Here is a 25,831-nt window from a genome sequence, read left to right as displayed (position 1 = left end):
GCATGTCGGCTGTCACCTCACAGGATCAAAACGTTTCGGAGAAAGATCGGCGCAATCTACTCCCGCTCTTTCTGGTCGGACCTTCGACGCTTCTCTTCTTCGCACTCGTGCTGCTGCCGCTTGGGCTCACCGTGCTGCTCTCATTCAATAGCTATAGCTACGACAAGGGTATCGAGGACGTCTACACACTTGCCAATTATACGCAGGTTCTTAAAGACCCGTATTATCTCGCAATCTTCTGGCGCACGCTCAAACTGGCATTGATCACAACCGTTATCACGGTGCTGATCGGTGTGCCTGAGGCCTATATTTTGTCCAACATGCGCAAGCCATGGCGCTCGATCTTCCTGCTGGTCATCATTGGTCCGCTTCTGGTTTCGGTCGTGGTTCGCACATTCGGCTGGAGCATGTTGCTGGGTCGAAATGGCCTTGTGAACAGCGTGCTCGACATGGTCGGCCTGCCGACTACGCAGATCCTTTACACCGAAACGGCCATTGTCATCGGTCTGGTGCATATCATGCTGCCATTCATGGTGATCCCGGTCTGGACTGTTCTGCAGAAACTCGATCCTTCGGTGGAAGCAGCTGCTCTGACGCTTGGTGCATCGCGACTGACGGCACTTCGCAGGGTGGTGTTTCCGCAGGCAGTGCTTGGCATCCTGTCGGGTAGCCTTATCGTGTTCGCGCTTTCGGCCAGCTCTTTTGCCATTCCGGGTCTGCTTGGCGGACGTCGTCTGAAAATGGCGGCAACCGTCGTCTATGACGAATTCTTAATCGAGCTGAACTGGCCGCTGGGTGCTGCCATCGCCATCATCGTTCTGGTCGCCAATCTTGTGATCATGATCGCCTATAATCGCATGCTCGAAGGGCAAGCGAAAAAGAAGCTGGGGTAACCGCCATGGTCAAGAACGGTCCTTTCGCCCTTTTCTTTCACACGCTTATCGTCATCTTCATGCTGGCGCCAATGGTTGTCGTCTGTCTTGTTGCCTTCACGCCGGAAAACACACTGTCCATGCCGTGGAACGGTCTTTCACTTCGCTGGTTCCAGGCCGTTTTCGCGCATAACGACTTCATGACCGCCTTTGGCAACAGTCTGAAGCTTGCTCTGTTCTCGGCAACCATTTCAACAGCGCTGGCCGTGCCCTCAGGTCTTGCAATCGCGCAATATGCGTTCCGTGGCCGCGATGCGCTCAACGCGCTGTTTTTGTCGCCGCTGATCATTCCGCATCTGGTTCTGGGTGTTGCCTTCCTGCGTCTTTTCACGCTGATGGGCTTCACCGGCACTTTTGGCTGGCTGGTGGCCGCACATACGATTGTCGTCACGCCTTATGCGCTCCGCCTTATCCTTGCTTCGCTAGGCAGCATGGATCGCAATGCGGAAAACGCGGCACGCACCCTGGGTGCAGGCGAGTGGACTGTGTTCCGTCGCATCACACTGCCACTGCTGCTGCCCGGCCTGTCGGGTGGCTGGCTTCTCGCCTTCATCAATTCGTTTGACGAATTGACCATGTCGATATTCGTCACTTCGCCGTCCACGGTTACGCTACCGGTCCGCATGTATATGTATGCAAGCGAATCTATCGATCCGATGATGGCGGCTGTTTCCGCCCTGATGATCCTAGTTGCCACCGTGACCATGATCATTATCGATCGCATGTTCGGTCTCGACCGACTGCTGGTGGGTAAAGGCTAAGCAGGCAGATCATGACATTCCCGGCTTCGCCTGCCGCGGCCCAGTTCCGCAGACGGTATCGGCTGACTGAGCAGCCGATCAGCTTCATGCTTGATGGCGTCTCCTTTGAGGGACGCCGTGGCGATACCGTGCTGACTGCTATCCTTTCGGTGCAGGGCAAGGTGCGTCATACCGAATTTACCGGAGAACCGCGTGCCGGTTTCTGCCTGATCGGCGCGTGTCAGGATTGTCATGTGATGACGACTGAGGGCTACAAGCTTCGTGCCTGCACCACGCTACTTGAAGAGGGTATGTCATTTGTGACGGAGCCTGCATTATGAGCACTCGGCTCAATCCGGTTATTGTGGGCGCAGGACCTGCCGGCATTCGTGCAGCCGAAATCCTCGTTGAAGCTGGGCTTAAACCCCTCGTCATCGATGAGGGCTTTCGCGCGGGCGGTCAGATTTACCGACGGCCACCACTTGATGACGGACGCAGCTATCGCAGCCGTTATGGTTCTGAGGCGCATAAGGCTGAAGCGCTGCACACCACTTTCGACGCGTTGCGCAGCGCAATCGAATATCGCCCGGAAACGCTCGTCTGGAATATCACGCGCGGCGAGGGCGATCGTCTCGATCTGCTGACCAACGGTTCGCATAGCCAGCTGGCCTATAGCCATCTCATTCTCGCGACAGGTGCGACCGACCGGGTTTTGCCGTTCAAAGGCTGGACCAAGCCGGGCGTTTATACGCTCGGCGCTTCGCAGACCGCACTCAAAGCCCAAGGCTGTACCGTCGGCGAACGCGTGGTGTTCATGGGGTCAGGTCCGCTGCTCTATCTGGTGGCCTGGCAGTATCATAATGCAGGTGCGAAGGTCGTGGCGGTTCTCGACACAGCACCTTTTACCTCCAAGTTTCATCTGGCACATCTTGCGCTTTATGCGCCGCGCATCGTTGCGCTCGGCGCATATTATGGTCTGCGTCTCAAGCTTGGTGGCGTGCCGATCCATTATAATGTGCGGCCGGATGAGGTTTTGGGCGAAGGTCATGTGGAAGGCATTCGCTTTCGCACGGGCAGCCGCGTTCGCGAGGTTAAGTGTGATGCGCTGGCTTATGGTTTTGCGCTGCGTCCTGAAAGCCAGCTTGCCGATCTCGCGGGTTGCGAATTCCGCTTTGAAGAGCGCGACCGCGCATGGCTTCCTGCCGCAGACCAGCTTGGGCGGACAAGCCGCGAAGGTGTTTATGTGGCAGGTGACGGTGCAGGCATTGCCGGTGCGGATGCTGCTGAAATTCGTGGGTCATTGGCCGCAATTGCAATGTTGCGCGACATGGACCTGCCGTTTGATGAAGGCATCGAACGCAGGCTTCTCACAAAACTCGATCATATTTATCGCGAACGCCTCATCGTCGAAAAAGCCTTCCCGTTCCCGCGAAACTGGTTCGACACGATTGCAGGCGATGTCACCCTTTGCCGATGCGAAGAAATCGCCGTTCGTGATGCAAAGGCAGTCATCAGTCTTGGTGATACGCGGGAGATCAATCGGCTCAAGGCGCTTACTCGTGTAGGAATGGGCCGTTGTCAGGGGCGTATGTGTACTGCTGCCGCCGCAGAACTTCTCGCGTCAATGCAGGACAAAACGCCTGCTGAATTCGGGCGGATCCGCGCACAGGCGCCGGTCAAGCCGATCCCGCTCGGCTTTGGCGCTCCCGCTAAGGAAAGCGCTTCGTCATGACCAGACAACTTCAGGCGGATGCGGTGATTATTGGCGGCGGAATCGTTGGCGGATCGGCCGCGCTTTTCATGCGGCAAGCCGGATTGTCGGTCATTCTGCTCGACAAGGGCTTTTGCGGTGCGCAGGCGAGTGGTGTTAATTATGGCGGTGTCCGCAGGCAGGGTCGCGCGCCCGAACAACTGCCGCTCGCACAGCGTTCGCACAAATTATGGGCGCGTCTGTCAGAACTGATCGGCATCGACGGCGAATATAACCGCAGCGGACATTTGAAACTTGCTCGCACGGAAGCTCATTTCGCCAAGCTTGAGGCCTATGCAGAAAAAGTCAAACCGCTCGGCCTAGATGTTGAGCTGATCGGCGGCAATGCGGTGCGCGAACGTTTTCCATGGCTTCCGGGCGATGTTGCAGGTGCTTCTCTTTGTGCGGAAGATGGCAATGCCAATCCGCGTCTGGTTTCGCCTGCCTTTGCCCGCGCCGCACTAGCTGCAGGTGCCACCGTTCTGGAAAACACGCCGGTCATCGAAGCGCGTGAAACGGGTGACGGTTTTGCTATCTTGGCGGGAGGCAATCCCGCGGGCGACACCATCGAAATCCGCTCGCGCCTTCTGTTCAATTGCGCAGGCGCCTGGTCGGATCAGTTTGCGGCCTCGTTCGGCGAGCCGGTTCCGTTAACGCGGATTTATCCGACGATGGTCGTGACCGAGCCAATGCCGTTTCGCTTGCCGATGAGCCTTGGCGAAGAAGGCGGCGGTTTTTATGGCCGTCAGGTCACGCGCGGCAATTACGTCATGGGTGGGGGACGTGGTACGCGGCTGGTGAACCCAGATTTTTCTCGGCCTTCGGTCAATGCAGCTTCCTCGGTGATGCTGCGTGCAATCGAACTGTTTCCGCATCTCCAACATGCACAGGTGATCCGTTTCTGGTCCGGAACGGAAGCTGAAATACCAGATGATAATCCGGTGATTGGCCCAAGCAGTCGGGTCAAGAACCTTTATCACGCCTTCGGCTTTTGCGGTGCCGGTTTCCAGACCGGGCCGGCAGTCGGCGCTGTGCTTACAGATCTGGCGCTTAAAGGCGAGACAGAAACACCGATCGATGCATTTTCGATCAACCGTTTTACTTCAACCAATACCAAACTTAACATGGAAGGGAACTAAGCATGAAAAATCAACATATTACCGCTATGGCGGCAATGGCACTGGGCCTATCGGCAGCCTTTGTATCGGGCGCATCGGCTGAGGCCAAGACGCTCTATATCGGCATGAATGGCGGCAACATGGAACGCGCCTATACCGAGCACGTTCTGCCGGAATTCGAAAAAGCCAACGACGTCAAGGTTGTCGTCGTTCCAGGCACTTCGGCTGATATTCTCGCCAAGGCAACGGCGCAGAAAGACAAGCCACAGATGCATGTCATGCTGCTCGACGATGGTGTCATGGTGCGTGCAATCAATTCTGGCCTTTGCCAGAAAATCTCTGAGGATCCGGTTCTCGCTGACATTCAGCCAGCCGCACGTCTGAAGGACGATATGGCAATCGGCGTCGATATGGGCATGACCGGTATTGCCTATAACAAGAAGCTGTTCGACGAGAAGGGCTGGGCCGCTCCAACATCGTGGATGGATTTCGCTGACGAGAAATATGCGAACGCCGTTGTGTTCCAGTCGGCTTCGGCCTCGACTTTCGGTCTGCATGCATTCTTGATGTTCAATCGCATTCAGGGTGGTGACGACAAGAACCTCGAACCAGGTTTTGAAAAATTCCCTGACACGATTGGCAAGAACGTTCTGGAATTCATTCCGTCATCGGCGAAGATTTCGGAGATGGTCCAGACCGGCGAGGCAGCGATCTTCCCGCTGACCCCAACCGGCGTAAACAACCTGAAGGACAAGGGCATTCCGGTTGAATATGCTCAGCCAAAGGAAGGCTCCGTCATTCTCGCAGTGACCGAATGCGTGCTTGCAGGTAACAGCGAGCCGGAATTGAGCCAGAAGCTCGCCCACTACCTGCTTTCCGCTGATGCGCAGAGCAAAGCGCTTGATCATGGCAATGTCATTCCATCGAACCTGAAGGCAAAAGCCGGTTCGCCAGATGCACAGGCAAAGCTCGATGCGTTTAATGGCTACATGAAGACAGCCAACACGCTTGATTGGGATGCTGTTAACGAAGGCCGTCAGCAGCTCAACAGCCGCTGGAACCGCACGATCGAAAAGTAAGATCGTATTTTTGGTCTTTACGTGCATCTTCTTCCAGAAACGGGCTTCCAGTTTTGGGATGCGCTTTGATCTGAAAAAACCCGCCCTGAGCAATTAGGGCGGGCTTTTTGTTAGGCTGTGGCTTTGGCCTTCTGCATTCGTGCAGATTGCCAGACCAACGGCACAAGAATGAGAGCGACAGCCGGGAAGATCAGCCAGTTGATGGTTTCCCAACCAGACGAATGCAGCAGTGATCCGGCAAAGAACGATGCGCATGCAACCGTTCCAAAGACGAAGAAATCGTTCGCACCCTGTGCCTTGCCGCGTTCTTCCGGAGTGTGACAATCAGCAACCATCGCGGTTGCGCCAATAAAGCCGAAATTCCACCCGATGCCGAGCAGGATCAGCGAAGCCCAGAAATGAGTAAGATCAAGGCCCGAGAGTGCAACGATTGCCGACAAGCCAATGATCAGCAAGCCCATAGCGGTGACGCGTTCCTTGCCGAAGCGAGTGATCAACATGCCCGTGAAGAAGCTTGGAGCAAACATTGCCAGCACATGCCACTGAATACCAAGTGCTGCATGATCGACCGAATGACCATGACCAACCATGGCGATAGGCGCGGCTGTCATCACAAATGTCATCAGACCATAGGAGACGACGCCAGCGGCCAAAGCCAGTATGTAACGCCGGCTCAGTAATATTTCTTTGAGGGGGCGGCCATTATTGGCGGTATTGCTGGATTTTTCAGCCTTTGGTGAACGAAATAACATGAGAACAGGAATAGCCAGCAGCGCAAGGACTGCCTGGCTCAAGAAGCTGCCTGCATAGGGCGTTGCTGGCAATGAGTCTCGTGTCCAGATGACAAGCTGCGGTCCGATGATTGCGGCGATCAAACCACCAACCATCACCCAAGAAATGGCGCGTGCTTTAAGTGCACCTGTGGCGGCGTCGGTCGCAGCAAACCGATAGCTTTGAACATAGGCAGCATAAAAGCCCGCAATAAATGTGCCGAAACAGAAGATGACGAAAGACGCCGAAAAAATGCCGAGCGCTGCAATGAGACCTGCAGCCATGCCGAAACAAGCGCCCAGCAGATAGCCGTTGCGACGACCGAAGGACCGCATGACAAAGGCTGCCGGCAGGGTGCCTGCTGCAAGACCAAGATTGAACAGACTGACTGGCAGGGTGACGAGCGCTGGATCAGAAGAAAGCTGCTGGCCGACCAAACCGCCTAGCGAAATAATGATTGGAGGGCTTGCAGCACCCAGTGCCTGAGCGGCAGTCAGCACAAAAATATTGCGTCTGGCGATAGTCTGGTCGGTCATCTTCTATACTTCTTCATCGTCGCTTATGCAGTTGCATTCAGTCTCCAGCTAATCTTTCACTGGCATCTGAAAATGTTTGCAGATAACCGCCATCACCTGCTTCGCTATATCGCTTTGAACACGATACCAGATCGTCTGCCCCTCACGGCGTCCGGCAATAATGCCCTCGCGTCGTAACAAAGCCAGATGTTGTGAGACTGTGGAATCCCTTAAGCCGATCAGCTCGGCAAGTTCTCCCACAGACTTTTCACCTCCGTGCAACCGGCAAAGGATCATGAGCCGGTGATTGTTGGCGATAGATTTGAGGAATTGACTTGCCTCGTCGGCCGCAAGGTGGGTTTGTACGCCCGGGTCGATTGGGTCAGTTTTGTTCATAAATACGTATCTACGAAAATATGAAGATATAGTCAATATTACTAAAAAATATGCCAATGGGGGAATTTGGTTCTGATCAACAGGTTCGCTATCACCGATATTGAAAGGGCTTCTGCTCGCCGTCATCATATTGTAGCCTGCGCCCATTGTTTTGGCTGGTCGGGCTTGGAGTCATCGTGCGTATAGCTGTGTTGAGTGTTGTTTGCGGTTTTCTGTTTTCGGGCTTGGCTCTTACAGAGCAAGCCCATGCGGAAGACGACTGGAAAGCCGTTGAAGTCATAAAGCCTTATGCGATTTCTGGACGTACGGGTCCGCAGCTTTATGAATCAATCGGTGAGCGAGGCCCGAAGGCTGGCAAATCCCGGGTCATTGCGCACACGACTTTTGTGCTGACCTGGGATCGCAAATTCGACAATTCCAATAATGGTTGTCGGATTGTTTCAGCAAAGCCGAAGCTAAAAATTACCTATACGCTTCCAAAACCATCTCAGAAGCTCGCCTCTCCAGTGAAGGAAAACTGGGAACGTTTTTATGATGGCATCTATAAGCATGAACTTGTTCACGGTGAGACTGCCAAAGACATGACGCGCGAGATCGTCCGTACAACAGTGGGCCTTTCAATTCCGAATGATCCAAAATGCCAGAAAATGCGCCGTGAACTTATCACTCGCATTACCGATCTGGTAAACGTTCAACGTCAGCAAGGGCGGGATTTCGACCGCGTGGAGATGGGATCGGGCGGTAATGTTGAACAGCTCATTCTGTCACTTGTGAACGGCGGATAATCCATGCCAGAAATGTGGCCAGAAATGTGGCCAGAAATGCGACATGCAATCCGGCATGAGCTGGTTTGTTTAGGCTAAATGTTTGGTTTTGCGCATGTCGTTTTCGGAGAGACCAATTTCAACTTTGCCGCCACACGCTTTACGCAGCGCCTCCGACACCATGTTAGCGAGCGCAGGGCGTACTTCATCTCATTTGCGGACTTTTAGACCGTAATCGAGGTTGATCCAAAGCAGGTCGTCGAAAAGCTGCCTGCGCGCAAGCTGCAGGAATTCAATCATCTCGCCAACATTGGGCACGCTGCGCGAATGAATATCATAGACGCGTGGGCTAGTCTCGCTGGGATGTTTGAAGTCATTCAAGCAGCTCGATGCATGAGGGCGAAGTTTCAATCGAAATCACGTCGGCATGGATCTGTTCGATAACGCCGATGATATCTTTGAATTCTAAATAGTAAATATGGGTGTGGATCTGCGTTGCATCGGCAACACCGCTCGAGCAGAGCCGGAATGATTTCTTCCAGTTGCGTGATGGGCCGAGACTTACTGTTTACAGTTGCAGGGCGCTGCACCGGTACGGCTTTAGACGCACCGGTTCCCTCTTCGCTTTCCTCAAAAATCCACGAAAGACCCATAACGAACCGGAATTTGTTGCATATCGAACAAGTTGTCATTTTCACATAAAGAAATGTTTATGTGATTATGCACCTCAACGAAGAAATTCTTGACCTAAAGGATGAGGTGAGCGAGCAGCAATCGGGTAGCCGACTTAGGAGAATTTGAATAAAAACATATAATTAAACCAACTCCGACAAACTTCGTGAGCACATGCAATCTCAATTGATATGGCCCTAAAGTGGGACTCATGCTAACGGTGCAACTTATGGATTGGTACGTGGTCGGATATCTGAGCTAGATATCTGATTTTGTTGTTTAAAGAAGAGATCGGTTTAACCGAATCTTCACCGGTGTTTTTTCGCGTTCTCGCCTTTGGGGGGCAGGATATAGTTCTATGAGTGTCAAATATCCATGGCAGAGACTGGCATTATTGCCGCGCTTTGGTAAGCAGATCATCCTTCTGCTGAGTGACTCTCTATTGCTTTTGGTGAGTGCCTATCTCGCATTTGTAATGCGCCTGGGCTTTGTTTTTGTCCCAACGCCAACGCAGATATTCTTGATCGCCATTGCACCAGCGCTCGCTATTCCCGTTTTCGTTCGCTTCGGGCTTTATCGAGCGATCATAAGATATTTGGCCGAACGTGCTATCTGGCCGATTTTCCAGGCAACCGCCATTGCAGCACTCTTTTGGGTTGCATTGGTGTTCCTTATGGAATCTTACGGCGGCTCCGGTTTGCCGCGATCGGTACCGCTTCTTTACTGGTTGCTTAGCACGGTACTTATTTCTGCCAGCCGATTTGGCGCTAAATGGCTGCTGCGCAGCGCCGAGTCCAACAAGAATTATTCGAGCACCGCTCTTATAATCGGCGTCGGTGAACCCGGGCGTCAGCTTGCGACAGCACTCAGAAGTCATAGTGATACGCATGTCATTGGCTTCGTCGATCCTGCCGGCAAGCTCGCAGGCATGGATATTGTCGGACTTCGTGTCTATGACATTGCATCGATCCCACGGTTGATTGAGAACCTGGGTGTGAGCCAGGTCGTCATATCCGAACCAGAGATTGATCAAAAACAGCGTCAGGAACTGGCGCGCCTGCTTGGTCGGCTTCCGGTAAGCACTCGTATTCTTCCGCCCATTGCTGATTTAACAGCGGGAAAATATCTCGTGAGTGCTCTGCGTCACGTCGAAATCGACGACTTGCTCGGTCGTTCACCCGTTCCACCCGATGTAAATCTTCTGCGTGAGGTCGTCGAAGGCCGTCGCATTATGGTGACCGGGGCCGGCGGATCAATCGGTAGCCAGCTTTGCCGAACGATCGCGCAATGGAATCCTGACTGCATCGTGCTTTTCGAATCAAGCGAATTTGCCTTGTATCAAATCGAGCGGCAGTTACGCCAGATTGCTCAATGCGATGTCATTCCAGTACTTGGCACAGTCGCAAACCAGCATTGTGTCGAGAATTCCATCCGCGCTCACTCCGTTGATACTGTCTATCATTGTGCCGCGTATAAACATGTGCCGCTCGTTGAAAAAAACCCGCTCGTTGGCGTTTATAACAATGTGTTCGGAACGTTGAACGTGGCCGCAGCAGCTTTCGAGACAGATGTCGAACGCATGGTGCTTATATCGTCAGATAAGGCCGTGCGCCCAACAAATGTGATGGGCGCCACCAAACGATGGGCTGAGCTAGTCGTCTATTATTATGGAACCCTTGCTGAAAAAGCTGGGCGCGATAAGACGTTCTATTCTGTTCGCTTCGGCAATGTTCTGGGTTCCAACGGCTCTGTTGTACCACTTTTCCGCGAACAGATCGCCAATGGCGGCCCTGTGACGCTCACGCATGAGGACATGACGCGCTATTTCATGTCTATCAAGGAAGCTGCCGAGCTCATCGTTCAGTCCGGCGCGATTGCTCAATCAGGCGATACCGTACTTCTTGAGATGGGCGATCCAGTTAAGGTGCGTGATCTTGCAGAAAACATGATCCTGCTTGCCGGTCTCACCGTGCGCGGTGCTGATAATCCGGATGGCGATATTGCGATTGAGGTGACGGGCATACGAGAGGGTGAGAAGATGTACGAAGAACTCTTCTACGATCCTTCTCATGCTCAGACGACCCGACATCCAAAGATCATGCGTGCGCCAAAAGGACAGAAGGTGGCCGTCGACGTTCCAAAAGGCCTCGATGCACTAAGGGCTGCGATGGAGACTGAGGATGAGGCTGCCGTGCGTAAAGTGCTTTTCGAAGTTATAACTTTCTAAATCGGCCGCGGAAATCAAGCAGCAGCAATAAAACGGCTACCAACGCGACAAGCAGAAATATAATCTGCGAAAGCAGGTGGTCGAAAACCAGAATTGCGGCCGCGCATGCTATGAGGACGACGTTGAGGATCGCGACGTGGCTAACAACGTTAAGCACGCTTCGGCCAGAGCGCTTTGCAACTTGATAAGCATGTTTTGAATGCGCTTTGAGAACATTTTCGCCCGCTAGCCCCCGCAAAACGATCGTCGTGCCAGCATCCAGCACATAATAAAGTGGCAGAATGAGTGCTACAACGAGATGTGTTTCGCGCGCCAATAACAATAGAACCGTGCCAGCCATGAGGCCGAGTGGAAAGCTACCGGAGTCGCCGAGAAAAATACTGGCTGGAGGACGATTAAAAAAGGCGAATCCCAAAAGCCCGCCTGCCGCGATTGCAGCAATTGTGCCGCTTTCAACGCCTGACAGGTGAAAAGCAGTAAGTAGCGCTATACCCGTAAGAGGCACGCCAAGGCCCGCGACGGTCATCCAGTCCAAGCCATCCATGAAGTTGGTAACATTGATAGCTGCTACTAGCGAAATTACGATCAACGTGATTTCCAACCAATGCGGTAACAGATCAGGTAGCAGCCGGAAGTCTGGACCCAAGCCATACGCAACAAGGCAAGCCGCAACGAATTGCGAGCCAAATCTCGTTGAAACAGAAAGATCGAAACGGTCGTCCAGCCCGCCAATGATCCAAAGTAAGAAGCACGCACCTGAGACGCACAAAACGAGATCGATGGTCAGCCCAAAGTCGGTCGCAAATATCAAAAGTGACATCAGTATTGCGGGGACAAGAGCGAGCCCACCAATCTGGCGTGCGGCTACGCTGTGGTTCGAACGCGCATTAAATCCAGCCGCGAGAAAACTCGAAGGCAGGATTTTCGAAAGGATGTAAAGGCCGGCGCCGCAAAGAATGGCGCTTGAAAGAAAAGAGACGAGCAGCAGGATCATGACGGCGACCAATCAGCGTGAAATTCCTCAATTGGAATACCAGCTTTCAGGCTTAGCGCAAATCCTGCGCTAAGATGAAACGCGCTGTTGGCTTGGCGGTTATCCCCAGAGCTTGCGAAGCTTGTTGCTAAGCTTGAGCAAATTTATCAATAGGCGATTGCACTGGGCGCGAGGAGCGGCTATAAGCCCGCGCAATCGATCACTTTGATCCGATTTGTTGGGGCGTAGCCAAGCGGTAAGGCACCGGTTTTTGGTACCGGCATTCCCTGGTTCGAATCCAGGCGCCCCAGCCATCAATCATCAGAAAATTCCAAATCTTGTTGATTTTACTATTTCTTCTTCAGGCTCGAAGGGAACTTCGAATATGTGAGCCGCATGGAGGAGAAGCCTTCTTCACGAAAAGTGCCCGCCTTAAGGTGATGAAAAGTTAGCCGGCGACTATCTTGTCATTACAGGGAACCTGGAACCACAAGCCTTGTTTACAGTGGACGAGCGCTTCCTCTAAAGGTTGGGGGCTGGGGCTCTGACAGTCGAAGGCGAAACAACTAAGCGGCAGAGGCACTCCGGGACCTAGATTGTCTGCACCGCTAAAGCTTGCTGGTTGGCAAATCTGTTTCCTTTGCCAAAGACATTTTATGAAAATCTACATCCACGGCTCTTCGCGCGCCTTTTATAACCGCGAGCAATGCCCAAGACTGGAGTTTTGATGCAATAGTGCATCGTTCCTGCAAATAGTTGAAAGTATCTCTTAGCGATCAACGGAATGCGCTGCCCCGTTGATCGCTAAAATCTTTCTTTAATGTCCGAATACAATAACATATACAAAGACAGTATTAAATCCTCCGCAAACATCACTGCCGAAGGTGCGCAATGGATAACCTGCTGAACATAACTCTGGATGCAGCGAAACAGGATCAAAGAACCGTTGATGAGGATCGCCGCAGCATAGCCCCTCTCCTAGAGGGAATGTCTTTCTATGAAAGCGTCCGTCACAATGACGACCGAGGCAGCGTAACCGAAATATATGATCCACGCTGGGATTGGCATCCCGATCCGATGGTTTTTTCCTACATGTTCACGATACGCCCAGGCAAGGTGAAGGGCTGGGGACTGCATAAGGAGCATGAAGACAGATACTTTGTCTTAAGCGGAGAGTTAGAACTAGTTTTGTTCGATCCAAGACCTGAATCGAGCACGTATAATAAAATTTGCAAAGTATATTTGTCTGGAAGCCAGCCGAGGCTTATAAATGTTCCAAAATTTGTTTGGCACGCAGATCATAATATTGGTACGTCTGAATTGGTAGTGCTTAATTTCCCAACAATCCAATATGATCATTCCAAACCCGATAAATATCGACTTCCTCTGGACACGGATCTGATACCTTATGACTTCGGAGCAGCAAAAGGATGGTAAGCAGTCCTCTGTTTTCTATATTGCTTCCTACTCATAGCCGGGTTGATGTGATTGGGCACGCGGTACAGTCAGTCCTAAATCAGACAGTTATGGATTTCGAGCTCCTTGTTGTCGGAGACGGCTGCCCCTCGGAAACGGCTGCTGTTTTGCAGGGGTTTAATGATCCCCGAATTCGCTTCTTTGATCTGCCGAAGGCGCCTTATTTTGGCTATGCAAATCGTAACATTGCGTTGAAGCAATCGCGGGGTAAATTCATAGCCTTCATGGCGGATGACGACCTGGTTTTGCCGGATCATCTACAGGTTTTAGAGAATGCATTAAACGGCGGCAGTGCGCTTGCGTATTCGCAGGCCGTTTGGATTTCAACTGATGGAATTGCGGCGCCTTTTCTGACAAATCTTGAATTTGCTGATGAGTGTGAAGTTTTCATGCTGCATCAAAACTCGATACCAGCCAGTTGCTTTGCTTATCGAGCGGACGCATTGTCGAGAAGGGATGCTTGGCCTGAAGATGTTTCTTCAGCCGCCGATTGGCGCCTATGGCACAAAATCATTCAGAAGAATCCAGATAGCCCGTTAGTTTATTGCCCTGTGCCTACGGTTCTTCATTTTTCTGCTCGCTGGAAGCAGTCTCGGAACTCCGGCATGCCTCAGCTCGCCAATTTTCTTGAGATCGCAGACAATTCGGACTGGTGGCCGGACACGCTCAAGCCGACCATACCTGCGTCAATGAGTGAACAGAGCGTGTTCGCGTCCAAGCTGCTTGAGGAACCAGTCGTTTGGCCTGCGAAACTGCGACGTGCCACAACGGATACAGTGAATAGGATTGCCTGGGATCGCATTAAAGTTTTGGGTGACGACGCGAGGAAGATAGAAAAGCTATCGGAAGACTTACGCGTGCTGACCGAATCCAACAGTGCACTAGCTGAATCTAACAGTGCAATGGCTGAATTAAATCGGGTACTTTCAGAGCAACTGGCTGCTCAAAGGGCAGAAAATGCGACGGGTTTAGTGGCATTGGCGAAGTCGCGTCAAGACGCAAGGGACAATAAAGAGGAAATAGACCAACTGCGTAATTCAACTTGTTGGAGACTTACGAAGCCACTGCGGAATGTTGTTGAGTTTCTTCGGCAATAATTGATCTACGAGAGGATAACCCCCTAAGGTGCACAGTGGCTTCTATAAGGCCGAGGGCGACAGATTCTTCATAATACTTTCGATTGCGTGAATATCGCCAGGCATGCAACAAGACGGCAGGACTGGTCAGGAGTCAGTAAGGGACGCTGGGCGCTGACCTACGTGCGTACCAGCGGCAAACTTTAAAAAATTGTCGACCAACGTGACGACAAGCGGATTGTATGTTCTGCCGAGAGCTAATTTTCCTATGATGAGGGCGTTAACTCTAGTTTGATCACTGTTGACCCTTCAAAACACGCCCTGATTTTGATCGCGGGCTGCTGACCAACAGACTCGTGTTAAGGATGGAAGCAGCTTGCAATATGATTTTGGCAAATTGCTGCGTGGTTAGTAAAGAATACAAAGTGAGACCCTCAAAAGGGCCTTATTCAAAGATAATGACGCAGTTGACTTAACAGCGCTAGTTCTTCAATTACGCTATAACGCATTCTAATAAATTCGAGAAAATGGCAGTCGTGACAAAAAAAAGATTGGCCCAGATAAAATCATGAGTACCGACATTTCGACAGCGCATGTCACCCACGAGGTCGTAATCGCCGAGCCGACGAAGGGAGCGAAGGTTGCTCTTCGCGACATCTGTGAAGCTCTATCGAAATATCGCTTGGCCTTGATATTCGGCTGGCAGGATGTTGCTCAACGATATCGCCGCTCACGCGTCGGTGCATTTTGGCTGACTTTGAATATGGCCGTATTCATCGGTGCTCTTGGACTGATCTTCGGAACGCTTTTTCAAAGTGAGATGCGTGAATTTCTGCCGTATCTTTGCGCTGGCGTGATTACATGGGGCTTTATCTCAACTTGTCTGAGCGAGGGGTGCACAACCTTTACCGCATCAGATGGGATTATCCTTCAGGTCAGGATGCCACTCTTCACGCATGTTTTGCGCGCAGTATGGAGAAATATAATAATTTTCGGTCACAACATCGTAATTTTCCCTGTTTTACTTCTGATTCTCGGAAAGATGATTACCTTGAATGCATTGTGGGCGATCCCCGGGTTCATTCTAGTGTGTCTAAATCTTTCTTGGATGATGTTAATACTAGCCGTTGTTTGCGCTAGATTCCGGGATATGACCCAAGTTGTAACAAATATTCTACAAGTCCTATTTTACGCTACTCCGATTATGTGGATGGTCAAAATTCTCCCGGATCACGTTTCAAGGGCTTTTATTGATTTTAACCCATTTTACCATTTTATCGAGCTTGTAAGAGCCCCACTCTTTGGGTCACCGCCATCTCCGCTCGATTGGACATACGGTGTTGCATGTGCAGTAATTGGGTGGATTGCTGCCATCGTATTTTTCGGTCGATATCGTTGGCGCGTAGCGTATTGGTTATAGAAAATGAGTTTGATTCAGCTTCAAAATGTCAGCGTCGAGTTTCCCATTTACAACTCAACAAGCCGTTCGCTTAAGAACAGGGTCCTTAGCATCGCAACTGGCGGGAAAATAGAGCGCCGCAGCGATCGGTTGGTGATTGTACGCGGTCTCGATGATATTTCGTTGACCTTCAGGGATGGAGACCGTGTTGGACTGATCGGCCATAATGGATCTGGGAAAACTACGCTTCTTCGTGTCCTTTCAGGTATCTATACGCCAACGCACGGAAGTTCTGTGATCAACGGTCATTGCGTTTCTTTGATTAATATCAATCTTGGCATCGACCCAGATGCGACAGGCAAAGAAAACATTCGTCTGCGCTCCGCAATGATGGGTATGATGCCCGAGGAAATTGCTGAGAAGTTCGATCAGATTGCTGAGTTTTCCGGCCTTGGAGAATTCTTGGACGTTCCCTTCCGCACGTATTCGACGGGGATGCAGTTAAGATTAGCATTTGCGACTTCGACCGCTGTCCGGCCTGAGATCTTAATCATGGATGAGTGGCTTTCAACCGGTGACGAAGACTTCAAAGAGCGAGCAAATGCACGGATGCGCGAGCTTGTGGACTCCACAAAGATACTCGTTCTGGCGAGCCACTCGAAAGATTTGATGAAAAAGAACTGCAATAGAATAATATGGCTTGAACACGGAAAAGTTAAAATGGACGGCCCGCCTGATGAGGTCCTTGCGACTTACTTCGGAGAATGATGAGACGCTGCCTAAACCTCTAACACGGAAACAATTTGTGCGATAAAGCGGATATTTTTTTGGCGTTTGTTCTAAGCAAGCTAATTCGTTTGGCCTCGAAGTCAGGAGGTCTAAGTTTATAGGCGAGGCAACGGCAACCACCAAAGTTTGCGGCGTACGATTTTTCGTTACCAGTTCAGGATGAATTCATAATGCCAAAATTCTATAGCCGCCTCAGACAGCTAAACAACGCACTACGATACCTAGGTCGAGGTGACTTCTCAGGCCTGTGGAAGCGTCTAAAATGGTACCAGAGAGAGTATTCCCACGTTAAATTGCGTCGCCATCTCGCCAATGGAAACGGTGTCGTGTGGGGAATCCTTTGCACGCCGCACACCCTATTCATCGCGAGGGCCGTGTCGGAACGTCTAGCGAAACATGGAATTGAGAGTGAAATCATCACCGGTTCGCTCAAGACATTTGACCATGATTTTTACATTGTTTTATGCGCACAGATGTTTAAGCGACTTCCTCCAGCAAGCAAGCGTGTAATTTTCCAGCTTGAGCAGTCTGTAAACTCGCGATGGTTTACGCAGGAATACATGAGTACATTAAAAGAGTCTCTGGGAGTTCTAGAGTATTCTTTAACGAATATCGATTTTCTGGCCAAAAATGGTGTGAGTTACCCCAATGTACACTATCTTCCCATTGGATCTGTTAATGAAGATGCATTTTCGAGTAATGTAAATCCAAAAAAGTATGATTTTATTTTCTACGGAGATAGTTTAAGTAGTGAAAGGAGACGCTCATTTCTTAATAAGCTCCAAGAAAAATACACAGTAAAAATTTGTAATGACTTGTTTGAAACGGAGTTATACGAGGAGCTTCGGCAAGCTAAGGCTGTCATTAATATTCATTACTATGAGGGAGCTCTATTAGAGATGCCACGCTTGTGTGAATGTATTTCATTAGGGGTACCGGCTCTGTCAGAAGGTACGGCAGACCAAAATGAATATCCCGAACTGGACGGCGCGGTGACATTTTTCGATGAGGGTTCGATTGACGCTATGATGGCCGCCGCTTCTGAAATGCTGGATAACATTGAAGAAATAAGCAAAACGATTGCACCCGCAGTCTCTGCTAGCACTGCACGTTTCAACTTTATGTTCGACCGCTTCCTCGTCGCCATGGGCGTCGTTCCAGCCAATGTGATTCTAGATGGACCAATCTATGTGGCTCGCAAAAGTGATTTTTTCGCCCTTTCGTTACCAGAGACGATAGATAGGCGGCGGTCGTTGGCTAAGTCGTTACCGGTTGGGTGCGAACTGTTTGACGGCATCCGACACAGATTGGGTTGGATCGGCTGTGGTAGCAGCTTTAACGCCCTTTCGCGTTTTGCTCTCGGGAATGGATTAGACAAGCTGATCGTTATCGAAGACGATGCTGACCTTCCAGAAAATTTCAACGCAATTCTGCATGAGGTAGACGGCTACCTCGACCAGCGGAAAGAAGATTGGGATATATTTTCAGGATTGATGGCCGATGTCCATCCCGACGCGAAGGTTCTATCGGTGGACGAATTCCAGGGTCGTACTTATGTCACTATCGACAAGATGACTAGCACTGTATTCAATATATATAACCATAGTGCTCTGAAACTTCTATCGGAATGGAATCCGGACAATACAGATGCCGTCACAAATACCATTGATAGGTACCTGGAGTGCCAGCCAGACCTTCGGGTCGTTGTCGTTGTGCCATTTATAGTTGGTCATAAAGAAGATGCTACCTCTACGCTGTGGGGATTTGAAAACGAGCGGTATACTCCACTGATTGCAGAGGCGCAGCGAAAGATTGAAGATTTGATCCGAGATCAACAGAACCACTAGTCTGAAATGTCGGGGGCTTGGCAGGATCATTTGATTGTTAGAGTCGACTGTTTCGCAAGCACTGGCAAAGCACCACGAGCCATGATTTTATAGCAGCATACCGAGTTCGTGTGGTTTACTAGGTCGAGATCAACATCTTCGGTAACGTATAAAACTCTCCAATTTTGAAATATTCCGCTCTTGGGGTCGACTTCTACAATGATACTCTTTTCTTTTGGTAGCAAATTCATGGCAATTCCTCTCCACAATTGATTTAGTCAATTCAACTAGTCGAAGACGTGAAGATCATTCACGGAAATTTAACACCGTTGCGACGAGATTGGTAAAAATGCTGGATGATGTAATTGACGTAAATTGCGTATTTGGGCGCGATCACCATCGGCACCTTAACGAGATTTTGATTCCTAGTCTGGTCAAAGCGACCCGCCGAAGGGTTCGCTTCAATGTCATTAATTACGCTGGCCCTTCCGAACTAGACATCTTCACGGGTTTCTCGCCTACCGTGGAGATATTATTGAGCCGCCAAGAAACTGGTGGCCCAATTGGTTTTGCGGAAGCGCATAACATTCTTGCCAAAGGAATTGCGGAACCGCTTTTTATAATCATAAACCCGGATTGTATTCTTCATGACGGGGCTATCGACATGCTTATTGAGCGCTATAATGCGACAAAGAAGCCTGTGGGAATTGTTGAAGGGCGCCAATGGCCGTTCGAACATCCAAAAGAATACGATCCTTTAGACCTCACGACGCCGTGGGCAAGTGGCGCTTTCTGTTTGTTTGATGCCGAACAATATCGAAAAATCGGAGGGATGGACGAGCGCTTCTTTTTATATTTGGAAGATGTGGATATAAGCTGGCGCATGTGGCTACAGGGAGCCTCGGTAATCTACGAGCCCCGAGCCGTCGCAACGCATTTCACGGGTGGGTATTTCTATCGGGATGACCTTGTCGAGAACGAGAAGTTCTATTCGATAAGAAACTTCATACTCCTTTCGCGCAAATTTTTTGGCAAAGAAGGGGAGGAAAAAGCGATAAAGATGCTTAGGAACTTTTCTGACCAAGAAGTCGTTTCTGCATCACTGAGGGACATTCGAGACAATTTCGAAGCATTCGAACCCCTAAAAGACCTCGATCTGATGAAATTTCCCCAGATAAAGGTGACAGGCATTAATCAGTTCCACGAGGTTCGCCAATGAGGATTCACGTCGCTGCTAGAAGTGAAGAGTATGTGCAGAAGTTCTCAAAAAATAATAGAGATGCTAAAGACGTGGTTCTGCACCGTGGCGCCAAATCTCTTTTTACGTTACTGCAAACCATTATAGACGGTGAAGACGATTATGCCCTTTTCGTGCACGATGATGTATTTCTACCATCGTCGATCAACGATTACCTTTCAGATTTAATAGAGATGCTTAATGAGGATTGGCCGAACTGGGGAATTTGCGGAAATGCGGGAATAATTGCTCCCACGCTTGCTAGCGGATCGCGAGTCTGTCGTTTCCTATTTGATCCGCACGGGGGCCCCTCGATTAGTGGTTTCATCCTTCCTGCGGAAACCGTAGATGGCAACACGATTCTTTTGAATTGCCGAGCCCTCAGAGCCGCTGGGGTACGACTGCCTTCTTTCGAAGGGTTTCAGTTCTATGATATCTGTTTGTCAGTAGAAACACTCGCGGCCGGACTTGCCGTCTTATTGGCCCCTCAGCTTGCCGTTTATCATGACAGTAAAGGGAACCAGTCCGAATTCGACCGTGCGTTCGGATCGAAGGCACTGATAGAATACTTATCTAACAAACTCTCAAATCGTACAGTTAATTCACTGAACGGAATACTCAAATTGCCGTTTAGCGGGAAAAGACGAGGTCAGCTTGATATTTGCGATACTTCACTTAAGAACGCCTCGCTTCGTCGGCCAGAAGCTAGGATTGCGTTTGTTATCAGGACCCAGTTTCGCGAGGTCGCACTGCTTCTTCGGGCTATCAATAGTACATTGGCCTTTGCGGCAGCCACGCAGAACCGATCAATTAAGACATATATTGTAACTGAGTATCCCCATAGTGATGTGATCGAACACTTGCCGGACGACATTTCTGTAATTGCAGCAGATCATTCGCAAGAATCAGACTCAAGAAATCATTTGATTGAACACGCCATTAGATCAGTTGACGAAGATTTTATCTTGTTTCTCGATGATGACGATTGGGTGTTCCCCAATGAAGCAAATTACATAACCAATCTTCTGACCTGTTTGCCAACCAACGCGCATTTAATTGTTGAGAGTCAGCACTTCTCCGAAGCGATCCTGGTTCCAGGAGAAACGGATTGGCGTAACTCATCTGTTCGGCCACAGAGGCGATTTGAATCACGAGACTGGCCATTAAACTTCACGGGAAACAATTACGTTCCTATGTGCGGGGCGTTCTATAGTAGATATATTATATCTCAGCAGCCGAAAGAAACGTTTGAAAAGATCACATTCTACGAGGATTATACTCTATCATTGTTCGCATTACTAAACAAAAATTCTATTTTCTTTAGCTTGCCCAAGTTGTTATCCGGAATATCTATTAGAAATGCAGGAGGTAGCCTCGCCAATACCGTAAACGTTGCGGATAGAACGAGGTGGAATCAATCTCAGGCTGAGCTCGCCCACCAATTTTGCTCTAATACCAGCAACAATGTGGCGCTCTCCATAGGAGAAGCTTTTTCTGCGCGCATAGGGCCTAACGGCTCACATATTGTAGGCCAACAGAATGCGCATCTTTCTTGGTTGGATAGAAAGAGCATAGCAAGTTCTCGTTTCATCCATGGTCTTGTAATGTTTCTATTGCACCCAGCTGATTATGTAGCCAATCTGAAAAACTTAACGTCAGCAATCAGATCCAGCGGTGTTCGCGGATGCATAAGATCAATCGCAGACTTGCGTGCATATTCTAGGCGATCATCCTAACACTTTTCGACTGCGAAAGGAGGTTGGTTGCAGAAATAGAGCCAGACCTTGCGCAATTGAAGCTGAAACAAGCGATCGTCTTTACTGAACCCGAGACTGCGCCGGCCGTAAAGCATAAAGACGATAGGGCTTGCGTCGTGGAGGAGACCTCCTCGCTTGGGAGAGTGTATTGCTGTTCGCGTGGAACTGAAAATGTTGTCTGAGACGGCGAGAACTGTATCTGGTGGTTGCATGCCGGCGTTCAAAGGCGAGTTGGGTTTTGTTGGAGAGGATGACAGCGAGATTCTTGACATGGTCGCAACGACAATGAAGACCATCAAGGTGGATTGCCTCAATCCACAAGTCTATGTGGTCCATACGCTCGAGTACAGAAACATCAGGCTAACCGTCTGGACGTGTTCGCAGCGCAGCACCTGTGAACTAGGTTGAGGTATTAAAGTTCCGGAGGAGCAGGTTGTCACGCGGCTTTTGCAAGTTTCGATCAGCGAAGCGATGCGACTCGATTCGATGCCGTCTTCCTCGTGAACTGCATGGAACGCGTTCTTGCCATCGAGGGCGATGGGCTGCAAGAGATTTTCGATCCTATTGGAGTAGATCTCTACGCGAACAACTGACAGAAAGGTTTGCAGGCCGTCCCATTGGTTATGGATATAAGTGGGCTTTTCTCCCAGACGGGATTTAGCGGATAACCCTGTAACGCTGGGTGTGAAGCCAGTCACCGAATGGCCGCCGCTTGCGCCGACGCATTTCGATTCACGCCGACGAGGAACACGGTCTCGTCGATTAGGACGAAGTTTTCGAACGGAGCAAGTGCTACTTCCCGAAAATCATCCGAGAGGTACGGGTCAGCGAATTTTACTCAAAAAACGCACGTTTTAGCGGTGGATCGTGAATGCACTGTTCTGATATACAATCGCAAATTGTCGCTTAATTCATTGCAGCCAAAGAAGGCTTATTGCTTCTGCAATCTGTGAGTTCTGTCCATAAATTGGATAAGACGGTGAGAAAAGCGACCGGATGAGTGCTGCTAGCCCAGAGGGACACGGGCCGTTTATGGAAATTTCGGGACAGTTTTTGCGTTATGCGCTGATTGGATTGGCAAATACTGCCATACACGGCGCTATCATGGCTTTATTGGTTAGAGGTGTCCGGTTTCGCCTAGCAATTGCAAATTTGGCAGCATTTGGTTGTGCAGTGACATTTAGTTATTTTGCCAACTCGCTCTGGACGTTCATGTCGCAACCTTCGTGGACTCGCTACTTGCTATTCGTCTCTTTCATGGGGTGTCTAGCTTATGCCACGGGGTTCATTGGAGACATAATGAAAACATCCCCGATGATAGTTTTTATTAGTTTTACCACACTGAGCTTAGTTGCCGGCTTCGCTTTTTCTCGATATTTCGTTTTCGGAGCGTGAGATGTTAATTAGCTTAGTCGTACCGGTCTTCAACGAAGAAGAGTCAATCACCGTATTTCACGCGGCAGTTCGATCCACATCGATGCCAAATGATATACCTGTCGAGATTGTTTTTATTAATGATGGAAGCGTTGACCAGACAGAAGCTATTCTACGTCAACTCGAAAGAATCGACCCTCACGTGACAGTGCTGTCATTCACACGCAACTTTGGCAAAGAGGCGGCCCTCTTCGCTGGTCTCGAGCACGCGAAAGGCGATGCGATCATCCCAATTGACGTTGACTTACAGGATCCGATTGAAATTGTTCCGCAACTAGTTCAAAAATGGCTGGATGGTTTTGACATTGTGTTAGCAAAGCGTGTTGATAGAACATCGGACACATATCTCAAACGCCGAACAGCGGAAGCATTTTATCAATTGCACAATGTGATAAGTAGGCCCACTATCGAGCCGAATGTGGGTGACTTTCGGCTACTATCGAAACAAACCGTCGAGGCGACAATTACTTTAAAAGAACGAAACCTTTTTATGAAGGGCGTATTGTCTTGGGTGGGTGGAACAAGCACAATTGTAGAATACTCTCGAGCACCACGAGTAGCTGGAAAAACAAAGTTTAATGGATGGAAACTATGGAACTTAGCTCTCGAGGGGCTCACATCATTCTCGACGGTGCCGCTAAGAATATGGACTTACGCCGGAATATTTGTCTCAATATTTTCCCTTTTTTTTGCAATAGTGACGTCTGCTAGGACATTAATATTCGGTAATTCTGTCAGTGGGTATACGTCTATTATGGTAGCAATATTATTTCTTGGCGGAATTCAACTTATTGGTATTGGTGTGCTTGGCGAATATATTGGGAGAATATACTCGGAAGTCAAAGAGAGACCCAGGTATGTTCTGAAGAATGATCCTAAGAGACGAACTTCCCGATGATTGATATATTAGCATCAAAATATAAAGCGTCGCACTTATTATTCTGTCTCCTAATCTGTCTTTTGGCATTCGGGGGCAATGCTTGGTATCCGATATTTAACGCAGATGATATTATACAAACCCAGAGCGTATCTGGTGACAGCATGACGTTTATGGGGCAGGGACGATGGGGATACTACTTAGTATTTCATTTTCTGCAGGGCGAAAATCCATCTGGACCATTCGGGCTATTTCTGGGTTTATCTTGCATATTTGCGTCAGGACTTATCGCGTCCGAAGCGATCGGCCTGAATGGGCGATATACGCCCCTCTTGTTCTCGATGGTGTCGTCTGTGTCCATATATTATGGACACCTCCTGATTTTTGATAGCGTTTGGATTGCTTATCCGATCGGAATTTTATTAGCAGCCAGCAGTGCCTTCCTTTTTGTGAGGAACAAACGGTATGTGTTATGTGGCATTCTTTTGGCTACATCGCCAGCCTTCTATCAACCAGCAATTCAAGTATATGTGGCTATCTTAATCGCACATTCAATAATAAACATACCCGTAAAAGGTTTTGCTATTACGTTCAGGCAGCTCTTAATAGGATTTTTTATACTTGTAATTTCTTTGTTTTCTTATATAATATCAACAAAGCTTGCCTCATATTTCAGTGGAATACCATTGTGGGATAGGAGCAAAGTCGATATAATTGCAGCTATTATTAGTTTTCACAGAATAATAGACTTGGTATTCAATCATGCTTTGCCATTCAGGGCAGGCATTAACGATTATTATTTCCCATGGGCGTTCCGATTTATCGTAAGCTTCGCATTTATCTCTAGTTCATTGTCCTTCTTATTGGTTTGCTTGCGAAGCAAAGCAAATGCAGTTTCGATTGTTTTTGGATTTTTTCTTTTTTTCCTTTTATCTGTTTCGCCTTTTCTTCTCGCAATTGCGTCTCCACTTGATCAATTCGGACCGCGTTCCTTAATAACATTCTCGATAGTGCATGCATTCTATATTTGTAGTGCAGTACATTGGCTCAATACCGGGGATCTAGGTTCCAGTGCTGGAATCCAAGAAAGGGCTTGCGGCATCCTTTTCATGAGCGGAGGTGCTATAGTCTTAATCAGCGCACTTCAATCGTCGAAGTTAGCCTATGATAACGTTATGGCATGGCAACAAGATCGAATGACCATCAATCGAATGATTTCAAGGATTGATGATATAATTCAGGATACCCCTCTCGCTTCCCAACCGGCGTTGAAAATTGCAGTCCGTTTTGATCAACCAATCGATGCCGGACCGAGAGGGCAAGTGTTATCTGCTAGATATAGCCCTTGGTCGCAAGAGTGGATTTTCCGTTTGTTGGATAATAGGTTCGTCCGAGCCGACGACTCAGAGAGGGCGCAGTTGATAAATCGGTCACTTACGAAGCCGCATTGGCCCGCACGAGGTTCAATTTATATTGATGGAGACATTATTATGGTAGTTGTCAATTGATCGAATTGGCAACTACTCTCAACGTAAGCGTTCACAGAGCGTAGCACCTGTGATCTAGGTTGAGGTATTAAAGATCCATGCGAGTAGGTTGTCGAAGCGGCTTTGGGATGGTCCGACTGAGATGCCGATCAGTATTGCCATAAGATAAGCAAAGGGTTGGATACCGTTGATTTCGCCAGTCTCGATCAGCGAAGCGACACGACCCCACGCAGTTCTCTCTTTATCGCGACCTTCAAGAAGCGCGTTCTTCCGGTTGAGAGCGATGGGCCGAGTGAGATTTTCAAATCTGTTGGAGTTGATCTCTACGCGACAACCGTTAAAATTGCAAACTCCATCGCTCACATCCTATCCTTTGATGCAGGCAATGACAGTTAATCCCATTTTTGCAGCCGTTCGACACGTCGATAAATGATTTGCAGGCCAACCGTGACGACGCTCCGCATCATTCACGGTAACACGAGGCAGAAGCTCTTCTGCCACATTCCGCGCCTTCGTCTCAGCCGGCCAGTTTCGGT

General features: G+C 49.5%; 23 protein-coding genes, 1 tRNA gene and 1 pseudogene. 19 read left to right on the top strand and 6 right to left on the bottom strand.

Annotated features, from left to right (window positions below; translation table 11 throughout):
* Positions 1–2 precede the first annotated feature (2 nt).
* Genes QSJ70_RS06750 through QSJ70_RS06725 form a run of 6 tightly spaced genes read left to right on the top strand, consistent with a single transcriptional unit; the run spans position 3 to position 5,619 of the window.
* A complete protein-coding gene (locus tag QSJ70_RS06750) occupies positions 3–893 on the top strand; it encodes an ABC transporter permease (protein ID WP_215777935.1) in 891 nt (296 codons plus the stop codon).
* Positions 894–898: 5 nt separating this feature from the next.
* On the top strand, positions 899–1,693 hold the full coding sequence (locus QSJ70_RS06745) for an ABC transporter permease (RefSeq protein ID WP_215777937.1): 795 nt from the start codon (positions 899–901) through the stop codon (positions 1,691–1,693).
* Between the two features lie 11 nt (positions 1,694–1,704).
* On the top strand, positions 1,705–2,013 hold the full coding sequence (locus QSJ70_RS06740) for a (2Fe-2S)-binding protein (protein WP_285535254.1): 309 nt from the start codon (positions 1,705–1,707) through the stop codon (positions 2,011–2,013).
* Complete coding sequence (locus tag QSJ70_RS06735; RefSeq protein WP_285535253.1) at positions 2,010–3,404, top strand: FAD/NAD(P)-dependent oxidoreductase; 1,395 nt, start codon at positions 2,010–2,012, stop codon at positions 3,402–3,404. Before QSJ70_RS06740 ends, QSJ70_RS06735 begins: the two co-directional genes overlap by 4 nt.
* Positions 3,401–4,561 carry an NAD(P)/FAD-dependent oxidoreductase gene (locus QSJ70_RS06730; RefSeq protein WP_285535251.1) on the top strand — a complete coding sequence of 387 codons (1,161 nt, stop codon included), beginning with the start codon at positions 3,401–3,403 and terminating at the stop codon, positions 4,559–4,561. The genes QSJ70_RS06735 and QSJ70_RS06730 overlap by 4 nt, the downstream gene beginning before the upstream one ends.
* Before the next feature lie 2 nt (positions 4,562–4,563).
* Entirely contained in the window at positions 4,564–5,619 is a 1,056-nt protein-coding gene (locus QSJ70_RS06725) for an ABC transporter substrate-binding protein (RefSeq protein WP_285535250.1), read from the top strand.
* Positions 5,620–5,729: 110 nt separating this feature from the next.
* Here the strand turns inward: QSJ70_RS06725 and QSJ70_RS06720 are convergent, their stop codons facing one another.
* Positions 5,730–6,926, bottom strand: a complete 1,197-nt coding sequence (locus QSJ70_RS06720; RefSeq protein ID WP_285535249.1) for an MFS transporter — start codon at positions 6,924–6,926, stop codon at positions 5,730–5,732.
* A gap of 48 nt (positions 6,927–6,974) precedes the next feature.
* Complete coding sequence (locus tag QSJ70_RS06715; RefSeq protein ID WP_215777945.1) at positions 6,975–7,301, bottom strand: ArsR/SmtB family transcription factor; 327 nt, start codon at positions 7,299–7,301, stop codon at positions 6,975–6,977.
* Between the two features lie 176 nt (positions 7,302–7,477).
* Between QSJ70_RS06715 and QSJ70_RS06710 the strand changes: the two genes are divergently transcribed.
* A complete protein-coding gene (locus QSJ70_RS06710) occupies positions 7,478–8,086 on the top strand; it encodes a DUF922 domain-containing Zn-dependent protease (protein ID WP_502871670.1) in 609 nt (202 codons plus the stop codon).
* A 192-nt stretch (positions 8,087–8,278) separates the two neighbouring features.
* On the opposite strand, the pseudogene QSJ70_RS06705 reads toward QSJ70_RS06710, so the two are convergent.
* A pseudogene (locus tag QSJ70_RS06705) lies at positions 8,279–8,594 on the bottom strand (5-methyltetrahydropteroyltriglutamate--homocysteine S-methyltransferase); the annotation flags it as partial.
* 501 nt (positions 8,595–9,095) lie between these two features.
* Between QSJ70_RS06705 and QSJ70_RS06700 the strand changes: the two are divergent.
* Positions 9,096–10,964 (top strand): polysaccharide biosynthesis protein, encoded by a 1,869-nt coding sequence (locus tag QSJ70_RS06700; protein WP_285535244.1) that lies wholly within the window; start codon positions 9,096–9,098, stop codon positions 10,962–10,964.
* On the opposite strand, the gene QSJ70_RS06695 is transcribed toward QSJ70_RS06700, so the two are convergent.
* Positions 10,951–11,958: an MraY family glycosyltransferase gene (locus QSJ70_RS06695; protein WP_285535242.1), complete on the bottom strand. Its 1,008-nt coding sequence runs from the start codon at positions 11,956–11,958 to the stop codon at positions 10,951–10,953. The genes QSJ70_RS06700 and QSJ70_RS06695 overlap by 14 nt on opposite strands.
* Positions 11,959–12,176: 218 nt before the next feature.
* On the opposite strand from QSJ70_RS06695, the gene QSJ70_RS06690 reads away from it, so the two are divergent.
* The 8 genes from QSJ70_RS06690 (at position 12,177) to QSJ70_RS06655 (ending at position 21,476) form a co-directional block, all read left to right on the top strand.
* A tRNA-Gln gene (locus tag QSJ70_RS06690) sits at positions 12,177–12,251 on the top strand.
* Between the two features lie 577 nt (positions 12,252–12,828).
* Positions 12,829–13,374 (top strand): polysaccharide biosynthesis C-terminal domain-containing protein, encoded by a 546-nt coding sequence (locus tag QSJ70_RS06685; protein WP_285535240.1) that lies wholly within the window; start codon positions 12,829–12,831, stop codon positions 13,372–13,374.
* Positions 13,368–14,510, top strand: a complete 1,143-nt coding sequence (locus QSJ70_RS06680; RefSeq protein ID WP_285535238.1) for a glycosyltransferase family 2 protein — start codon at positions 13,368–13,370, stop codon at positions 14,508–14,510. Before QSJ70_RS06685 ends, QSJ70_RS06680 begins: the two co-directional genes overlap by 7 nt.
* A 547-nt stretch (positions 14,511–15,057) precedes the next feature.
* On the top strand, positions 15,058–15,909 hold the full coding sequence (locus QSJ70_RS06675) for an ABC transporter permease (RefSeq protein WP_285535236.1): 852 nt from the start codon (positions 15,058–15,060) through the stop codon (positions 15,907–15,909).
* A gap of 3 nt (positions 15,910–15,912) precedes the next feature.
* Positions 15,913–16,656, top strand: a complete 744-nt coding sequence (locus QSJ70_RS06670) for an ABC transporter ATP-binding protein (protein WP_285535234.1) — start codon at positions 15,913–15,915, stop codon at positions 16,654–16,656.
* A 395-nt stretch (positions 16,657–17,051) separates the two neighbouring features.
* The gene (locus tag QSJ70_RS06665) at positions 17,052–18,524 is read left to right on the top strand and encodes a methyltransferase type 11 (protein WP_285535232.1); all 1,473 of its coding nucleotides are present in this window, start codon (positions 17,052–17,054) and stop codon (positions 18,522–18,524) included.
* Between the two features lie 328 nt (positions 18,525–18,852).
* Positions 18,853–19,722, top strand: coding sequence for a glycosyltransferase family protein (locus QSJ70_RS06660; protein WP_285535230.1), 870 nt, complete (start codon positions 18,853–18,855; stop codon positions 19,720–19,722).
* Complete coding sequence (locus QSJ70_RS06655) at positions 19,719–21,476, top strand: hypothetical protein (RefSeq protein WP_285535228.1); 1,758 nt, start codon at positions 19,719–19,721, stop codon at positions 21,474–21,476. The genes QSJ70_RS06660 and QSJ70_RS06655 overlap by 4 nt, the downstream gene beginning before the upstream one ends.
* A gap of 344 nt (positions 21,477–21,820) precedes the next feature.
* Here QSJ70_RS06655 and QSJ70_RS27670 read toward each other — a convergent pair whose 3' ends face one another.
* The gene (locus QSJ70_RS27670) at positions 21,821–22,195 is read right to left on the bottom strand and encodes an IS66 family transposase (RefSeq protein WP_352230995.1); all 375 of its coding nucleotides are present in this window, start codon (positions 22,193–22,195) and stop codon (positions 21,821–21,823) included.
* 298 nt (positions 22,196–22,493) lie between these two features.
* Between QSJ70_RS27670 and QSJ70_RS06650 the strand changes: the two genes are divergently transcribed.
* The 3 genes from QSJ70_RS06650 to QSJ70_RS06640 are packed head-to-tail and all read left to right on the top strand — an operon-like array spanning position 22,494 to position 25,316.
* A complete protein-coding gene (locus QSJ70_RS06650) occupies positions 22,494–22,892 on the top strand; it encodes a GtrA family protein (protein WP_285535227.1) in 399 nt (132 codons plus the stop codon).
* Position 22,893: 1 nt separating this feature from the next.
* Positions 22,894–23,829, top strand: coding sequence for a glycosyltransferase family 2 protein (locus QSJ70_RS06645; protein ID WP_285535226.1), 936 nt, complete (start codon positions 22,894–22,896; stop codon positions 23,827–23,829).
* Positions 23,826–25,316, top strand: coding sequence for a glucosyltransferase domain-containing protein (locus QSJ70_RS06640; protein WP_285535224.1), 1,491 nt, complete (start codon positions 23,826–23,828; stop codon positions 25,314–25,316). Before QSJ70_RS06645 ends, QSJ70_RS06640 begins: the two co-directional genes overlap by 4 nt.
* Positions 25,317–25,370: 54 nt before the next feature.
* Here the strand turns inward: QSJ70_RS06640 and QSJ70_RS06635 are convergent, their stop codons facing one another.
* A complete protein-coding gene (locus tag QSJ70_RS06635; protein WP_285535222.1) occupies positions 25,371–25,658 on the bottom strand; it encodes a transposase domain-containing protein in 288 nt (95 codons plus the stop codon).
* Between the last annotated feature and the right edge of the window lie 173 nt (positions 25,659–25,831).

This window comes from Brucella sp. NBRC 12950 (assembly GCF_030268145.1).
GTDB lineage: Bacteria > Pseudomonadota > Alphaproteobacteria > Rhizobiales > Rhizobiaceae > Brucella.
The sequence above is the reverse complement of the archived record's forward strand: the minus strand, read 5'-3'. Positions and strand labels throughout refer to the sequence as shown.

What these genes read in the sequence shown, in the direction of transcription:
- QSJ70_RS06675 (WP_285535236.1), top strand. Translation starts at nt 15,058, where the DNA reads ATGAGTACCGACATTTCGACAGCGCATGTCACCCACGAGGTCGTAATC.
- QSJ70_RS06650 (WP_285535227.1), top strand. Translation starts at nt 22,494, where the DNA reads ATGAGTGCTGCTAGCCCAGAGGGACACGGGCCGTTTATGGAAATTTCG.
- QSJ70_RS06670 (WP_285535234.1), top strand. Translation starts at nt 15,913, where the DNA reads ATGAGTTTGATTCAGCTTCAAAATGTCAGCGTCGAGTTTCCCATTTAC.
- QSJ70_RS06725 (WP_285535250.1), top strand. Translation starts at nt 4,564, where the DNA reads ATGAAAAATCAACATATTACCGCTATGGCGGCAATGGCACTGGGCCTA.
- QSJ70_RS06740 (WP_285535254.1), top strand. Translation starts at nt 1,705, where the DNA reads ATGACATTCCCGGCTTCGCCTGCCGCGGCCCAGTTCCGCAGACGGTAT.
- QSJ70_RS06680 (WP_285535238.1), top strand. Translation starts at nt 13,368, where the DNA reads ATGGTAAGCAGTCCTCTGTTTTCTATATTGCTTCCTACTCATAGCCGG.
- QSJ70_RS06700 (WP_285535244.1), top strand. Translation starts at nt 9,096, where the DNA reads ATGAGTGTCAAATATCCATGGCAGAGACTGGCATTATTGCCGCGCTTT.
- QSJ70_RS06685 (WP_285535240.1), top strand. Translation starts at nt 12,829, where the DNA reads ATGGATAACCTGCTGAACATAACTCTGGATGCAGCGAAACAGGATCAA.
- QSJ70_RS06640 (WP_285535224.1), top strand. Translation starts at nt 23,826, where the DNA reads ATGATTGATATATTAGCATCAAAATATAAAGCGTCGCACTTATTATTC.
- QSJ70_RS06645 (WP_285535226.1), top strand. Translation starts at nt 22,894, where the DNA reads ATGTTAATTAGCTTAGTCGTACCGGTCTTCAACGAAGAAGAGTCAATC.
- QSJ70_RS06660 (WP_285535230.1), top strand. Translation starts at nt 18,853, where the DNA reads ATGCTGGATGATGTAATTGACGTAAATTGCGTATTTGGGCGCGATCAC.
- QSJ70_RS06655 (WP_285535228.1), top strand. Translation starts at nt 19,719, where the DNA reads ATGAGGATTCACGTCGCTGCTAGAAGTGAAGAGTATGTGCAGAAGTTC.
- QSJ70_RS06695 (WP_285535242.1), bottom strand. Translation starts at nt 11,958, where the DNA reads ATGATCCTGCTGCTCGTCTCTTTTCTTTCAAGCGCCATTCTTTGCGGC.
- QSJ70_RS06720 (WP_285535249.1), bottom strand. Translation starts at nt 6,926, where the DNA reads ATGACCGACCAGACTATCGCCAGACGCAATATTTTTGTGCTGACTGCC.
- QSJ70_RS06735 (WP_285535253.1), top strand. Translation starts at nt 2,010, where the DNA reads ATGAGCACTCGGCTCAATCCGGTTATTGTGGGCGCAGGACCTGCCGGC.
- QSJ70_RS06745 (WP_215777937.1), top strand. Translation starts at nt 899, where the DNA reads ATGGTCAAGAACGGTCCTTTCGCCCTTTTCTTTCACACGCTTATCGTC.
- QSJ70_RS06750 (WP_215777935.1), top strand. Translation starts at nt 3, where the DNA reads ATGTCGGCTGTCACCTCACAGGATCAAAACGTTTCGGAGAAAGATCGG.
- QSJ70_RS06715 (WP_215777945.1), bottom strand. Translation starts at nt 7,301, where the DNA reads ATGAACAAAACTGACCCAATCGACCCGGGCGTACAAACCCACCTTGCG.
- QSJ70_RS06730 (WP_285535251.1), top strand. Translation starts at nt 3,401, where the DNA reads ATGACCAGACAACTTCAGGCGGATGCGGTGATTATTGGCGGCGGAATC.